Here is a 13871-nt window from a genome sequence, read left to right as displayed (position 1 = left end):
TCCTCGGCGCTCCGCCGGATGAACCCGAGCGCAGCGCGAGCGATCGACCCGCCCAGGCTGATCCTCGTCACACCGGCAGCCTGGAGGTCGGTGACGTTCAAGGTCGACGAGCCGAGACCGATCACCACGTTCAGGGGGCCGTCGAGCTCCTGCACCAGAGTGCGGATCGTGTCGAGTGAGTTCACGCCGGGGACGTACAAGCAGTCGGCTCCGGCCTCCCGGAAACGGTTCGCGCGGTCGATCGAGTCCGCCAACGCAACCGGCGTACGCAGCAACTGACCGTCCGTCCGCGCCGTCAGTACGAACGACGGGCCGCCTGCCTCCCGGGCTGCCACGATGCGCTCCACGGCGAGCGAGGCGTCGTACAGCTCCCGCCCGTCGTAGTCCTCGATGTTTCCGCCCGCGAGCCCGGCCTCGCGGGCCAGCCGGACCGTCTCGGCGACGTCCGACGGCGTGGCGCCGTACCCGTCCTCGAGGTCGCCGTTCACCGGTACGTCGACCGCCGCCGTGATCTCGCGGACCCGCGCGAACATCTGGTCGCGCGACACCTCGGGCGCGCCGTCCGGCAGCGTGTGGTCGCCCTTCGCCAGCGAGAACGCGATGCCCGCGCTGGTCGTCGCGATCGCCGGGAACCCGGCTGCTGCGAGCAGCACCGCGCTCCCGGCGTCCCACGCGTTCGGCATCACGAACTGGCCGGTGTGCAACTCACGGAACGTCATGCTCCCGAGTCTGTCACCACCACAGTTCGGCGTTCACCGAACCTCGCTCACTGAACCTGCTGGGCCGCCGCCTCGTCCAGCAGCCACAGCGTCCGGTTCTGTCCCTTCGGCTGGGCCGCGGGAATGTCAGCCTCGGCGAGCGCCTTCGCGACCGCCTCGGCCTTGTCCTCGCCCGACACCACGAACCACACCTCGCGCGCATTGTTGAGCTGCGGCAACGTCAGCGACACCCGGATCGGCGGCGGCTTCGGCGAGTCGTGCACCGCGACCGCGGCCACGTCCGTCACCCCGAGCTGCGGGTACCCGGGGAACAGCGACGCGACATGCCCGTCAGGACCGACCCCGAGCAGCAGTACGTCGAACGTCGGCGACCCGGCCGTCTCCAGCTCAGCGGCGTACGCCGAGGCCGCTGCCTCCGCGCCCTGCCCGGTGTCGGCCGGCATCGGGTGTACCCGCGCCGGGTCGACGTCCAGCGCCGACAGGAACGCGTCCCGCGCCTGGGTCTCGTTCCGCTCGGGGTCGCCGGACGGCAGGAACCGCTCGTCGCCCCACCAGAACTCGACCCGCCGCCAGTCGACCTCGACCCGCGCAGGCGACTCCGCGACGGCCTGGTACACCTTCGCGGCCACCCGCCCGCCGGTGAGGACGACCTGTGCCACGCCACCCGTGCTCTGCGCGTCGACGATCGCCGTGATCAGCCGGGACGCGGCCGAGAACGCGAGGTCGTCGGCATCGGGATGAATCACCAGCTCCGGATCCACAGTCATCGCTTGCTCCCGGCAACCTTCTTGGCGGCGGCCTGCTTCGAAACCGCCTTCTTGGCAACGGCCTTCTTCGCAGAAGCCGACTTCGGAGCAGCAGCCGTCTTCTTGGCAGCAGCGGTCGTCTTCCTGGTGGCAGTCTTCGAAGCGACCACCTTCTTGCCCGCCGCGGTCACCTTCGCCGCCGTGGACTTTCGCGCGGTGTCCGAGACCTTCTTCTTCTCGGCCGGCATACCGTCTCGCTCCACCATGCACGCCAGCGTCTTCGCGTACACGTCGTCCGGGTCCAGCCGCCGCAACTCCTCGCTCAGCAGCTCGGACGTCGTACGCCGCTTCAACGCCACCGGCCGGTCCGGCTGCCCCGGAACGCTGAACGTCGCCACCGCACCGTCCGGCCGGGTCAGCGCGATCTGCCCCGACGGGGTGAACAGCCGTACGGCGGTCACGCCCGGACCGCGGGACGTCCGCTGCTCGACCGGGACCTTCAACCGCGACTGCAGCCATGCCGCCATCAGGTCCGCGCTCGGGTTGCCGCGGGCCGCCGACACCTCGGCGCCGGTCACACGCGTCGGGTACTGGTCCAGGGCGGCCGCCATCAACGCCCGCCACGGCGTCAGCCGCGTCCACGCGAAGTCGGTGTCGCCGGGCGCGTACCCCTCGGCCCGGGCGCTGTAGTCCACCGACGCCCGCCGGGTCGCCGCCGCGTCGGTCACCCGCCGCCGGCCCAGTCTGCCCAGCGGATCCTCGGCCGGGACCCGCGGACCGCCGCCCGGCCACCAGACGATGACGGGGGAGTCCGGCAGGAGTAGCGGCGTGATCACGGACTCCGGCACCTTCGCCAGCTCCCCGTGCAGCCGCAGCAGCACCGCCTCGCCCGGAATGCCTTCACCCACACGTACCTCGGCGTCCAGGCCGGGCGCGCCCTTGCCGGGCCGCAGGATCGCGACCAGCACCCGCGACGGGTGCTCGCGGCCGGCCTCGTTCGCGGCCTTCATCGCGTCGTGGTGGGACGCCTCGTCGACGACCACCACGATCGTGCCGACCATGCCCATCGCCGGCGACCCGGCGTTCCGCCGCGCCTTCAGCAGCGCGGACGCGATCTCGCTCGACGTGGTGTCGGTCAGGTCGATGATCATGGCCGCCTCCAGGAACGCCCGTCGCGGGCGAGCATCTCGTGCGCCGAGTCCGGGCCCCAGTCGCCGGACGCGTACTGCTCCGGCTTGCCGTGCTGGGCCCAGTAGTCGAGCACCGGGTCGAGGATCTTCCAGCCGAGCTCGACCTCGGTGTGCTGCGGGAACAGCGGCGGATCACCGAGCAGTACGTCGAGGATCAGCCGCTCGTACGCCTCCGGGGAGGACTCGGTGAACGAGCCGCCGTACGCGAAGTCCATGTTCACGTCGCGGATCTCCATCGAGGTCCCGGGAACCTTGGCGCCGAAGCGGACCGTGATGCCCTCGTCCGGCTGGATCCGCAGGACCAGGGCGTTCTGGCCGAGCTCTTCGGTCTCGGTCTTGGTGAACGGCAGGTGCGGCGCGCGCTTGAACATCACCGCGACCTCGGTCACCCGCCGGCCGAGCCGCTTACCGGTGCGCAGGTAGAACGGGACGCCCGCCCAGCGCCGGGTGTCGACGTCGACCCGGAGCGCCGCGAAGGTCTCGGTCGCCGAGTCCGTCGGGATGCCGTCCTCCTGGAGGTACCCCTTGACCTTCACACCACCGGCCCAGCCGGCCGCGTACTGCCCGCGGGCGGTGTGCAGGTCCAGCCGCTCCGGCAGCGTCACCGCGTTCAGGACCTTCTTCTTCTCCTGCCGCAGCGACCACGCGTCGAAACTCACCGGCTCCTCCATCGCGATCAGCGCGAGCAGCTGGAGCAGGTGGTTCTGGATCACGTCCCGGGCGGCGCCGATGCCGTCGTAGTACCCGGCGCGGCCGCCGATGCCGATGTCCTCGGCCATCGTGATCTGCACGTGGTCGACGTAGTTGCTGTTCCAGATCGGCTCGAACATCGCGTTCGCGAACCGCAGCGCGAGGATGTTCTGGACGGTCTCCTTGCCGAGGTAGTGGTCGATCCGGAACACCGCCTCGGGCGGGAACACCGACTCGACCACGTGGTTCAGCTCGCGGGCGCTCTTCAGGTCGTGACCGAACGGCTTCTCGATCACCACCCGCCGCCACGAGCCGGGCTTCTCGTCGGTCAGCCCGTGCTCGGACAGCTGCCGCACGACCTCCGGGAACAGCCCCGGCGGGATCGACAGGTAGAACGCGTGGTTCCCGCCCGTACCGCGGGTGACGTCGAGCTCGTCGACGGTCTCCCGCAGCCGCTCGAACGCCTCGTCGTCGGTCAGGTCACCCGGGACGAACCGGAAGCCCTCGGCGAGCTGCTGCCAGACCTCCTCGCGGAACGGCGTCCGCGCGTGCTCCTTCACCGAGTCGTGCACGATCTGGGCGAAGTCCTGGTTGGTGTAGTCCCGGCGGGCGAACCCGACCAGGGCGAAGCCCGGCGGCAGCAGCCCCCGGTTCGCCAGGTCGTAGACCGCCGGCATCAGCTTCTTCCGGGCCAGGTCGCCGGTGACCCCGAAGATCACCAGGCCGCACGGCCCGGCGATCCTCGGCAGCCGCCGGTCCTGCGGATCCCGTAAGGGGTTTACCGGGCTCGCCGGATCTTCCTCGAGCTCAGCGGTCATAGCCACTTTCCTCCCGTGTCAGGTGGCTTACTGGAACAGGGACAGCAGCTGCCGTACGCCGCTCGCGACGTCGGTCAGGTGCAGCCGCAGCACCGGACGCCCGCGCTCGGCCAGCACGTTCGCGTCACCGGCGGCCTGCGCCGAGATCAGCGTGCCGAAGGTGAACGGCCGGTCCGGGATCTCCACGTCGGTCGGGTGCGCACCGGTGATCTGCAGGTACACGCCCTCCGGGTGGCCGCCCTTGTGGTACTGGCCGGTCGAGTGCAGGAACCGCGGGCCCCAGCCGAAGGTCGTCGGCCGGCCGGTCTTGGTGGCCAGTGCCGGACGGATCGCGACCAGGTCGGCGTCCCGCTCGGAGTCCAGGTAGGCCATGACGGCCACGTAACCGACCGCGTCGAGCTTGCCGAGCAGCGCGTCGACCGCGCCCTGCAGCGAGTCGACACCGTCGAGCAGTCCCTCGGAACCGCGGACCTCGACGGCGCCCTCGGTGAAGGCGGCCGCCTCCGGCTTCGGCTGCGCGTCGAGCAGGCCACGCGCTGCCTTCTTCGCGCTCTCCACGTCCGGCTGGTCGAACGGGTTGATGCCGAGCAGGTAGCCCGCCACCGCCGTCGCGGTCTCCCAGAGCAGCATCTGACCGCCGAGCGAGCCCGAGGTCAGCGCGGTCGGGACCCCGCTGGTCGCCTTCTCCGCGAGCAGCGCGTTGGTCAGGTCGGCCGCCTCGCTGCGCAGCTCGGGCGCGCCGACCTCGACCGCGACCGGCAGTACGCCGGTGCCGTTCTTGCCGGTGCTCTCGGCAATCAACTGCTCGGCCCAGTCCGGGAAGCCGACGATGTCGGACCCGTCCGCCGTGATGATCGCCTTGTCCCGGCCGGCGCTCGCCGCGAGTACGGCGCCCAGCCACAGGGCCGGGTTGTCCGTCGAGTCGGCCTGCAGGGCCGGCGCGGCCTCGGCCGCCTGGTCGAGCAGCTCGGCGATGTCGGCGCCGGCCAGACCGGACGGCACCAGGCCGAACGCGGTCAGCGCGCTGTACCGGCCGCCGACGTTCGGGTCGGCGAGGAACGTCTTGCGGTAGCCCTCGTCCTTGGCCAGCTTCTCGAACGGCGAGCCCGGGTCCGTGACGACGACGATCCGCGAGGCCGCGTCGATGCCCGCGTCGGTGAACGCCTTCGCGAAGGTACGCCGGTGGCTGTCGGTCTCGACCGTACCGCCGGACTTGCTGGAGACCACGATCACGGTCTTCGACAGGTCACCGTCGAGCGCGCGCTTCACGACGCTCGGGTCGGTCGAGTCGAGGACGACGAGCTCGACGCCCGCCGTCCGGGTGATCACCTCGGGCGCCAGCGAGGAGCCGCCCATGCCGGACAGCACGATCCGGGTCAGTCCCTCGGACCGCAGGTCCGCGAGCAGCGCCTCGACCTCGGCCAGCAGCGGCCGCGAGGTCTCGTGCAGGTCCACCCAGCCGAGCCGGATGGAGGCCTCGTGCTCGGCCTCGGGGCCCCAGATCGTCGCGTCCTTCGCGGCGATCCGGGACGCGATCTTCTCGTCGACGAGCTTGCCGACGACCTCGGTCCAGTCGCCGTTCTGCGTCTTCACAGCGGTCACTTGGCGGCACCCTTCAGCGCGGCGGTGACGGTGTCCTGCAGCTCCGACCAGGACGCGTCGAACTTCGCCACGCCCTCGTCCTCGAGGATCTGCACGACCTCGTCGTACGAGATGCCCAGCCGCTCCAGGTCGTCGATCACCTTGCGGTCGGCCGCGTAGTTGCCGCGGACGGTGTCACCGGAGAACTCGCTGTGCTCCTCGGCCGCCTTGATCGTTGCCTCCGGCATCGTGTTGACGACGCCGCGGGTGACCAGGTTGTCCACGTACAGGGTGGGGGAGTACGACGGGTCCTTGGTGCCGGTGGAGGCCCAGAGCGGGCGCTGCGGCTTGGCGCCGGCGGTCTCGATCTCGCGCCAGCGGTCGGTGTCGAAGATCTGCTCGTACGCCTGGAACGCGAGCCGGGCGTTGGCGATCGCGGCCTTGCCCTTCAGCGCCTTCGCCTCGGCGGTGCCGATCGCGTCCAGCCGCTTGTCCACCTCGGTGTCCACCCGGCTGACGAAGAACGAAGCCACGCTGGCCATCTTGGTCACGTCGTGGCCGTTCTCGATGGCCTGCTCGAGGCCGGACAAGAACGCGTCCGCGACCGCCTTGTAGCGCTCGAGGGAGAAGATCAGCGTCACGTTCACGCTGATCCCGGCGGCCAGCGTCTGCGTGATCGCGGGCAGGCCCGCCTTGGTGGCGGGGATCTTGATGAAGATGTTCTCCCGGCCGACGATGTCCCACAGCTGCTTGGCCTGCTCGACGGTCTTCGCGGTGTCGTGCGCGAGCGTCGGCTCGACCTCGATCGAGACCCGGCCGTCCTGGCCCTCGGTGTCGTCGTACACCGGCTTGAACACGTCGGCGGCGTCCCGGACGTCGTCGGTGGTGATCACCCGGATCGCCTCGTCGGTGGACACGCCCTGCGCGGCCAGCCGGCCGATGATGCCGGCGTACGCGTCGGCGTCCGAGATGGCCTTGGCGAAGATCGTCGGGTTCGTGGTCACGCCGACCACGTGCTTTTCCTCGATCAGCGCCTGCAGGCTGCCGCTGGTCAGCCGCTCGCGGGACAGGTCGTCGAGCCAGATGGAGACACCCGCGTCGGCGAGTGCTTTCAAGCGATCGTTCATGGTTCCGATGCCTTCTTCCGGAATGTTCTCGTGGGTGTCTTCAGTTGGCTGCGTCGGTATCGGCCGGTCCGACCGGCCCGGCGGCGGAACGACCGGGCGGGACACCCGGACCGCTGATCCGTGCGGCGGTGGCGATGCTGTCCTTGGCGGCCTGCACGACCGCGTCGGTGGTGATGCCGAACTCGTCGTACAGCGTCTGGTACGCCGCCGAGGCGCCGTAGTGCTCCAGGCTGACCGACCGGCCCGCGTCGCCGACGATGTCGTGCCAGCTGAGCGCGATCCCGGCCTCGACCGAGACCCGGGCCCGGACGTCCGCCGGGATGACGGTCTCGCGGTACGCGTCGTCCTGCTCGTCGAACCATTCGCGCGAGACCATCGAGACCACCCGGGCCTTGACGCCGTCCTCGGCGAGCTTGGCGCGCGCCTCGACCGCGATCTGCAGCTCGGAGCCGGTGCCGATCAGTACGACGTCCGGCGTGCCGTCGGTGTCGAGCAGCACGTAAGCACCCTTGTGGACGTTCTCCGTGGTCGCGAAGCCGTCCGTACCGCGGGGGAAGGTCGGCACGTTCTGCCGGGTCAGCACCAGGCCGGCCGGGCGGTCGGTGTGCTCGAGGATCGTCGCCCAGGCGGCGGCCGTCTCGTTCGCGTCACCGGGGCGGACGACGTCCAGGCCCGGGATCGCGCGCAGCGCCGACAGGTGCTCGATCGGCTGGTGCGTCGGGCCGTCCTCGCCGAGACCGATCGAGTCGTGCGTCCACACGTACGTGACCGGCAGTTTCATCAGCGCGGCCAGCCGGACCGACGGGCGCATGTAGTCGGAGAAGACCAGGAAGGTCCCGCCGTACGGCCGGGTCAGGCCGTGCAGGGCGATGCCGTTCAGCACCGCGCCCATCGCGTGCTCCCGGATGCCGAAGTGCAGGACCCGCCCGTACTCGTCGCCCTGGAATTCCTTGGTCGCGTACTCCGGCGGGATGAAGGAGGGCTGGCCCTTCGGGGTGGTGTTGTTCGAGCCGGCGAGGTCGGCCGAACCGCCCCACAGCTCGGGCAGCTCCGGCGCCAGCTTGGTCAGCACGTCACCGGAGGCCGCGCGGGTCGCGACACCCTTGGCGTCGGCGTCCCAGCTCGGCAGCGCGTCCCGCCAGCCGGCCGGCAGCTCGCGCTTCGACAGCCGCTCGAGCAGCGCGGCGCGCTCGCCGTCGGCCGCCTTCCAGGCCTCGAAGCCCTTGTTCCACTCGGCCTCGAGCGCCTTGCCGCGCTCGACCGCCTTGCGGGTGTGCGCGAGCACCTCGTCGGCGACCTGGAACGTCTGCTCCGGGTCCCAGCCGAGCACCTTCTTGGTGGCGGCGACCTCGTCGGCGCCGAGCGCCGAGCCGTGGATCTTGCCGGTGTTCTGCTTGCCCGGCGAGGGCCAGCCGATGATCGTGTGCAGCCGGATGAAGCTCGGCTTGTCGGTGACCGCCTTGGCCGCCTCGAGCGCGTCGTACAGCGCCTGGACGTTCTCCTCGTACCCGGTGCCGCCGTTGGTCCAGTCGACGTCCTGGACGTGCCAGCCGTACGCCGCGTAGCGGGCCGCGACGTCCTCGGACAGCGCGATGTCGGTGTTGTCCTCGATCGAGATCTTGTTCGCGTCGTAGATGACGGTCAGGTTGCCGAGCTTCTGGTGGCCGGCCAGCGAGGATGCCTCGGACGCGACGCCTTCCTCGATGTCGCCGTCGGACGCGATCACGTAGACGTTGTGGTCGAAGAGGCTCTCGCCCTTCGGCGTGCCCGGGTCCAGCAGGCCGCGCTCGCGGCGGGCCGCCATCGCCATCCCGACCGCGTTGCCGACGCCCTGGCCGAGCGGGCCGGTGGTGGTCTCGACGCCGGGGGTGTGCCGGTACTCCGGGTGCCCCGGGGTCCTGCTGCCCCAGGTCCGCAGCGCCTTCAGGTCGTCCAGCTCGAGGCCGAAGCCGGCCAGGTACAGCTGGATGTACAGGGTCAGGCTGGAGTGGCCCGCGGACAGCACGAAGCGGTCGCGGCCGGCCCAGTGCGGGTCCGCCGGGTTGTGCCGCATCACCTTCTGGAACAGCAGGTACGCCGCCGGGGCCAGGCTCATCGCCGTACCGGGATGCCCGTTCCCGACCTTCTCGACCGCGTCCATCGCGAGCACCCGCACGGTGTCGACCGCGCGCTGGTCGAGCTCGGTCCATTCAAGCTTGGTCTTCTCCGTCACGCCGGCGGCGCTCCTCTCGATGGAAATCCTTCAGGTGTCTGCTCAGGACGAGCCTACTGTGGCCGACCCGTTCCGCTGCGCACCGCTCGACTGTTTGTCAACCGTTCAGCTCGACACCCTGTTCCCGGACGTCTGCGAGGTCACACGCGCTCATCGGAGGGGGGTGGCAGAACCCTCCTACGGGGCGTCGTAGACTGCTGAATCGTCAGCGCCGGGCATCCGGCGTCAACCCAGATCTGTTCGAGGTGTTCGTGACGGCCGTCGACCCGCGTCCCGCCGCGACGACGTCGTACCCGACGCCGCTGCCGGACGCTGCTGCTGTATCAGTGACAACAGTGAGTCCGTCGGTGCGCGACGTGGTGAAGGCGTACGTCGGTCTGACCAAGCCGCGCATCATCGAGCTGCTGCTGGTGACCACCGTGCCGGTGATGTTCCTGGCCGCCGACGGTGTGCCCGGGCTGCGGATCGTGGTCGCCACGCTGATCGGCGGCATCCTCGCCTCCGGCAGCGCGAACACGATCAACTGCGTGTTCGACCGCGACATCGACGAGCAGATGCGCCGGACCCGGCGCCGTCCGCTGCCGCGGCACGCGGTCAGCCCGCGGTCGGCGACGATCTTCGGCGTCGTGCTCGGCGTGCTCGCCACGCTGGAGCTCGGCTTCTTCGTGAATTGGCTGTCCTCCGGTCTGGCGCTGGCGGCGAACCTGTTCTACGTCTTCGGCTACACGATGGTGCTGAAGCGCCGGACCGTGCAGAACATCGTCTGGGGCGGCATCGCCGGCTGCTTCCCGACCCTGATCGGCTGGACCGCGGTCACCGGCAAGCTGGCCTGGACGCCGGTCGTGCTGTTCCTGGTGGTGTTCTTCTGGACCCCGCCGCACACCTGGTCGCTGGCGATGCGGTACCGCGAGGACTACGCCTCGGTCGACGTACCGATGCTGCCGGTGGTCGCCACCCCGGTCGCCACCGCCCGGCAGATCATGGCGTACTCCGTGGTCATGGTCGCCACCTCGCTCGCGCTCTGGCCGATCGCCGGCACCGGCTTCGTGTACCCGCTGGCCGCGATCGTGCTCGGCTTCGTGTTCCTCCGCGAGGCCCGCCACCTCCTGCTCCGCGCCCACACCGGCGCCGACGGCGCCGCGCTCCGCCCGATGCGCCTGTTCCACTTCTCGAACATCTACCTCGCGCTGCTCTTCATCGCCGCCGCGATCGACCCCCTGCTGCGCTGAGCCTCCGCTGAGATTTCCGGCGCCCCGCGGTTGACCTCGCCGTGATCTTTTGCTGCGATGGTCCGGTCTGTGGAGGGGGATTCCACGCCTGGGGAGACGTAGCTTCAGGGGGAACACATGGGGGTACGAACACGCATTGCCGCGCTCGCGGCGGTCGCTCTGGCCGGTTCCGTGCTGGTCGCTGGGCAGGCCGATGCCGGTGACAGCCACCACGCGAGTCTGAAGCCGGTGGCCACGGGGCTGAACGGCCCGCGCGGAGTCTCGACGTACCGGGACAAGGTCATCTACAGCGTCAGTGACGGCTCCGTGTACGCCACGGACGGCCGCCGGACGTGGAAGCTCGGCACCGTGCCGGGCTCGGGCGGTTTGGCTCCGGCCGTCGACACGAACCGGTGGGGCACGACGTACGCACTGACCGGTGCCGGTGCCCAGGAGGGTGCACCTCCGGCGCCGGGCAGCCTCACGCTGTACCGGATGCGGCTGGGCAAGGCGCCGGTCGTGGTCGCCGACATCGGCGCGTACCAGAAGAAGGACCCGGATCCGTACGACCTGGAGAACAACCCGACCGACTCGAATCCGTTCGGCGTGGCCGCACTGCGTGACGGCACGGTGCTGGTCTCGGACGCGGCCGGCAACGACCTGCTGCGGGTCTGGCCGAACGGTCACATCGCGACGGTCGCGCGGTTGAAGCCGCGGACGGTCAAGGTCCCGGCCGGTCTCGGCAACCAGGCACCGCCGCCCGGTACGCCGATCCCGTCGGAGGCGGTCGCCACGTCCGTCACGGTGGGCTCGGACGGCTACTGGTACGTCGGTGAACTCCGCGGCTTCCCGGCGACACCGGGGACGTCGCAGATCTGGCGGATCAAGCCTGGCTCGGTGGGTGCGGTCTGTGACCCGGTCAATCCGTCGAAGGGCAACTGCAAGCGGTACGCCGACGGTTACACGTCGATCGTCGGCCTGGCCGGCGGGCCGCACGGCACCCTCGCGGTGGTCGAACTCGCCAAGGCGAGCTGGCTGGCCTTCGAGTCCGGTGGCTCGACAGTCGGTGGGTTGTTCCTGCAGTACCCGGGCAGGCACCACACGGCCGGGTACAAGCGCGAACTGGTTCCGGGCCAGCTGCACCTGCCAGGTGGCGCGACCTTCAACCGGTGGGGCCGGCTGTTCGTCGCCGGACCGGTCTTCGGCCCGGGCGCGGTCTACCAGGTGAGGTGAATCAGGCGTGGTACGCCCGTACTACGTTGCGGGCGTACCACGTTCGCCGTACACGGCGGTGACGAGCGCGATCAGCAGCCCGGCCAGGAACATGTGGACGAGGACGACGCCCCACGGCAGGCCGGTGAAGTACTGAGTGAAGCCGACCGCGCCCTGTAGCAGCTCGATCGCAAGCAGCCAGGCGGCCAGCTTCCGGAGCGTGCGCGAGGTGGCGGTCACCCGGGTCGCGATCACCAGCGCGATCGTGATGCCGAACAGGCCGAACACGAAATCCGCGTGCAACTGGCTGACCAGCATCGGATCGAACCCGTTCCGCCCGGTCTGCGGGTCGCCGGAGTGCGGCCCGGCGCCGGTGGTGACGGTGCCGAGGGCAACGGTGATCCAGACCGCGACCACCGCGGCGGTCGCGAGCGCCCGGACCACCGGGGGAGTGTGCGGGTACGGGCTGGTCCGGGAGCGGCGCATCATCGACACGGCCAGCGTGATGATCACCGGCGAGACCAGGAAGTGTGCCGACACGATCCACGGGTTCAGGCCGGTGAGCACGGTGATGCCGCCGATCACGCCCTGCATCGGGACGCCGAGCGCGGCCGCGGTCGCCAGCCGGCGGAGGTCCCGCCGGATCGGGCGGTAGCGCATCACGACCAGCCAGGTGATGATCGCCACGATCGCGACCACGAACCCGAGCATCCGGTTCGTGAACTCGATCGCCCCGTGGTAGCCGAGCGCGGCGTGCGGGACGTACGAGTCGTCGGTGCACGAGGGCCAGGTCGGGCAGCCGAGGCCGGAGCCGGTCAGCCGGACCAGCCCGCCGGTCACCACGATGCCGATGTTCACCGCCACCGAGGCCCAGCCCCAGCGCCGGACGACGTCCAGGCTCGGCTCGGGGATCAGGCGCCAGAACTTGCTCACCGGCTCGCTCTCCTGGGGCGGGGTATCCGTCGTCGTCACCGGCATACTCTAAAGCTCAGTCCCATCGGAACGTCCGCGAGACCAGGTATCCGAGCACCGCGGCCCACAGCGCCAGCGACAGTGCCGCGGCCCACGGGATGACGCCGTGGACGGTCGAGTTCGAGATCCCGCTGGCCAGCGCGGCGCTCGGCAGCAGCCGGACGACGGCCTGCATGCCGTGCGGGTACTCGTCGACGGGCGTCATGATCGCGCCGCCCACCAGCAGGAGCAGGTACAGCAGGTTGGCGGCCGCCAGCGTCGCCTCCGCCCGCAGTACGCCGGCCATCAGTAGGCCGAGCGAGGCGAAGGCCGCCGTACCGCACAGCACGGTGAGGATGACGCCGAAGACGGCGGTGAATCCGCCGACCGGTTTCCAGCCGAGGGCGAACCCGGTGCCGATCAGGACGGCGAGCTGGATCAGCTGGACGATCAGGACCGCGCCGATCTTGCCCGCCAGCAGGCCGGTGCGGGACAACGGGGAGGCGCCGAGGCGTTTGATCACGCCGTACCGGCGTTCGAAGCCGGTGGCGATCGCCAGCGAGGTGAAGGACGAGGACAGGACCGCGAGCGCGAGCACGCGGGGGACCGCCTCGTCGATCGGGCGGCCGCCGCCGAGCGGCAGGCGGTCGCCGAGGCCGGTCGCGCCGAGCAGCAGCAGGACGCCGACCGGGATGACCAGGGCCAGCAGCAACTGTTCGCCGTTCCGGACGAGCAGCTTGAACTCCATCCGGGTGTGCGAGACCACCTTCTGTGCCCAGGGCGCACTACCCGGCTGCGGTGCGTAGGTCGTCATTGGTCGTCCCGGGGTGACGTGAGTTCGAGGAAGACGTCCTCGAGGGACTGGGTGTGGTGTTCGGTGAGCGAGTCCGGCGTACCGGACGCGATCACCTTGCCGGCGGACACGACGTGCACCTGGTCGGACAGCTGCTCGGCCTCGTCCATCGCGTGTGTCGTCAGTACGACGGTGACACCATCGCCGCGGAGGTCCCGGATCAGCTGCCAGATCTCCCGCCGGCCGTGCGGGTCCAGGCCGGTGGTCGGCTCGTCGAGGAACACCAGCTCCGGGCGACCGACGATCGCCAGCGCGAACGACAGCCGCTGCTTCTGCCCGCCGGAGAGCCTCCGGTACGGCGTCCGCCCGCAACTGCCGAGGTCCAGCCGCTCCACCAGCGCGGGGACGTCGAGCGGATGCGTGTGCAGGGTCGCGACGTACCGGAGCATCTCGACCGCCCGGACGCCGGACCAGGCGCCGCCCTCCTGGAGCATCATGCCGATCTTCGGCATCAGCTCGTCGTGGTCGGCGAGCGGGTCCAGGCCGAGCACCCGGACGCGGCCCGAATCCGGGCGCCGGAAGCCCTCACAGGTCTCCACGGTCGTGGTCTTGCCGGCACCGTTC

Annotated in this window: 12 protein-coding genes; 2 read left to right on the top strand and 10 right to left on the bottom strand. The window is 70.5% G+C overall.

Annotated elements, in window-relative coordinates; genetic code table 11:
• The 7 genes from VFF46_RS02000 to tkt form a co-directional block, all read right to left on the bottom strand.
• On the bottom strand, positions 1-719 hold a 719-nt coding region (locus VFF46_RS02000; protein ID WP_325035241.1), incomplete at its 3' end, for an isocitrate lyase/phosphoenolpyruvate mutase family protein.
• Positions 720-766: 47 nt separating this feature from the next.
• On the bottom strand, positions 767-1486 hold the full coding sequence (gene pgl / locus VFF46_RS01995) for a 6-phosphogluconolactonase (RefSeq protein ID WP_325035240.1): 720 nt from the start codon (positions 1484-1486) through the stop codon (positions 767-769).
• The gene (locus tag VFF46_RS01990; protein WP_325035239.1) at positions 1483-2616 is read right to left on the bottom strand and encodes a glucose-6-phosphate dehydrogenase assembly protein OpcA; all 1134 of its coding nucleotides are present in this window, start codon (positions 2614-2616) and stop codon (positions 1483-1485) included. Before VFF46_RS01990 ends, pgl begins: the two co-directional genes overlap by 4 nt.
• Complete coding sequence (zwf, locus tag VFF46_RS01985) at positions 2613-4163, bottom strand: glucose-6-phosphate dehydrogenase (RefSeq protein WP_325035238.1); 1551 nt, start codon at positions 4161-4163, stop codon at positions 2613-2615. Before zwf ends, VFF46_RS01990 begins: the two co-directional genes overlap by 4 nt.
• Positions 4164-4190: 27 nt before the next feature.
• Positions 4191-5765, bottom strand: coding sequence for a glucose-6-phosphate isomerase (locus tag VFF46_RS01980; RefSeq protein WP_325035237.1), 1575 nt, complete (start codon positions 5763-5765; stop codon positions 4191-4193).
• Positions 5762-6871: a transaldolase gene (gene tal / locus VFF46_RS01975; protein WP_325035236.1), complete on the bottom strand. Its 1110-nt coding sequence runs from the start codon at positions 6869-6871 to the stop codon at positions 5762-5764. The genes VFF46_RS01980 and tal overlap by 4 nt, the downstream gene beginning before the upstream one ends.
• 40 nt (positions 6872-6911) lie before the next feature.
• Positions 6912-9083 (bottom strand): transketolase, encoded by a 2172-nt coding sequence (tkt, locus tag VFF46_RS01970; RefSeq protein ID WP_325035235.1) that lies wholly within the window; start codon positions 9081-9083, stop codon positions 6912-6914.
• Between the two features lie 302 nt (positions 9084-9385).
• Here tkt and VFF46_RS01965 point away from each other — a divergent pair, with 302 nt between their 5' ends.
• Both VFF46_RS01965 and VFF46_RS01960 read left to right on the top strand, forming a co-directional pair.
• Positions 9386-10312 carry a heme o synthase gene (locus tag VFF46_RS01965; RefSeq protein ID WP_325035242.1) on the top strand — a complete coding sequence of 309 codons (927 nt, stop codon included), beginning with the start codon at positions 9386-9388 and terminating at the stop codon, positions 10310-10312.
• Positions 10313-10429: 117 nt separating this feature from the next.
• Positions 10430-11524, top strand: a complete 1095-nt coding sequence (locus tag VFF46_RS01960; protein ID WP_325035234.1) for a ScyD/ScyE family protein — start codon at positions 10430-10432, stop codon at positions 11522-11524.
• A 21-nt stretch (positions 11525-11545) separates the two neighbouring features.
• Here the strand turns inward: VFF46_RS01960 and VFF46_RS01955 are convergent, their stop codons facing one another.
• The 3 genes from VFF46_RS01955 to VFF46_RS01945 form a co-directional block, all read right to left on the bottom strand.
• Positions 11546-12475, bottom strand: coding sequence for a COX15/CtaA family protein (locus tag VFF46_RS01955; protein WP_325035233.1), 930 nt, complete (start codon positions 12473-12475; stop codon positions 11546-11548).
• A 16-nt stretch (positions 12476-12491) separates the two neighbouring features.
• Positions 12492-13268, bottom strand: coding sequence for an ABC transporter permease (locus VFF46_RS01950; RefSeq protein WP_325035232.1), 777 nt, complete (start codon positions 13266-13268; stop codon positions 12492-12494).
• Positions 13265-13871: ABC transporter ATP-binding protein (locus VFF46_RS01945; RefSeq protein ID WP_325035231.1), on the bottom strand; the 607-nt coding region annotated here is incomplete at its 5' end. The genes VFF46_RS01950 and VFF46_RS01945, both read right to left, overlap by 4 nt.

This window comes from Kribbella sp. (assembly GCF_035655035.1).
GTDB lineage: Bacteria > Actinomycetota > Actinomycetes > Propionibacteriales > Kribbellaceae > Kribbella.
The sequence above is the reverse complement of the archived record's forward strand: the minus strand, read 5'-3'. Positions and strand labels throughout refer to the sequence as shown.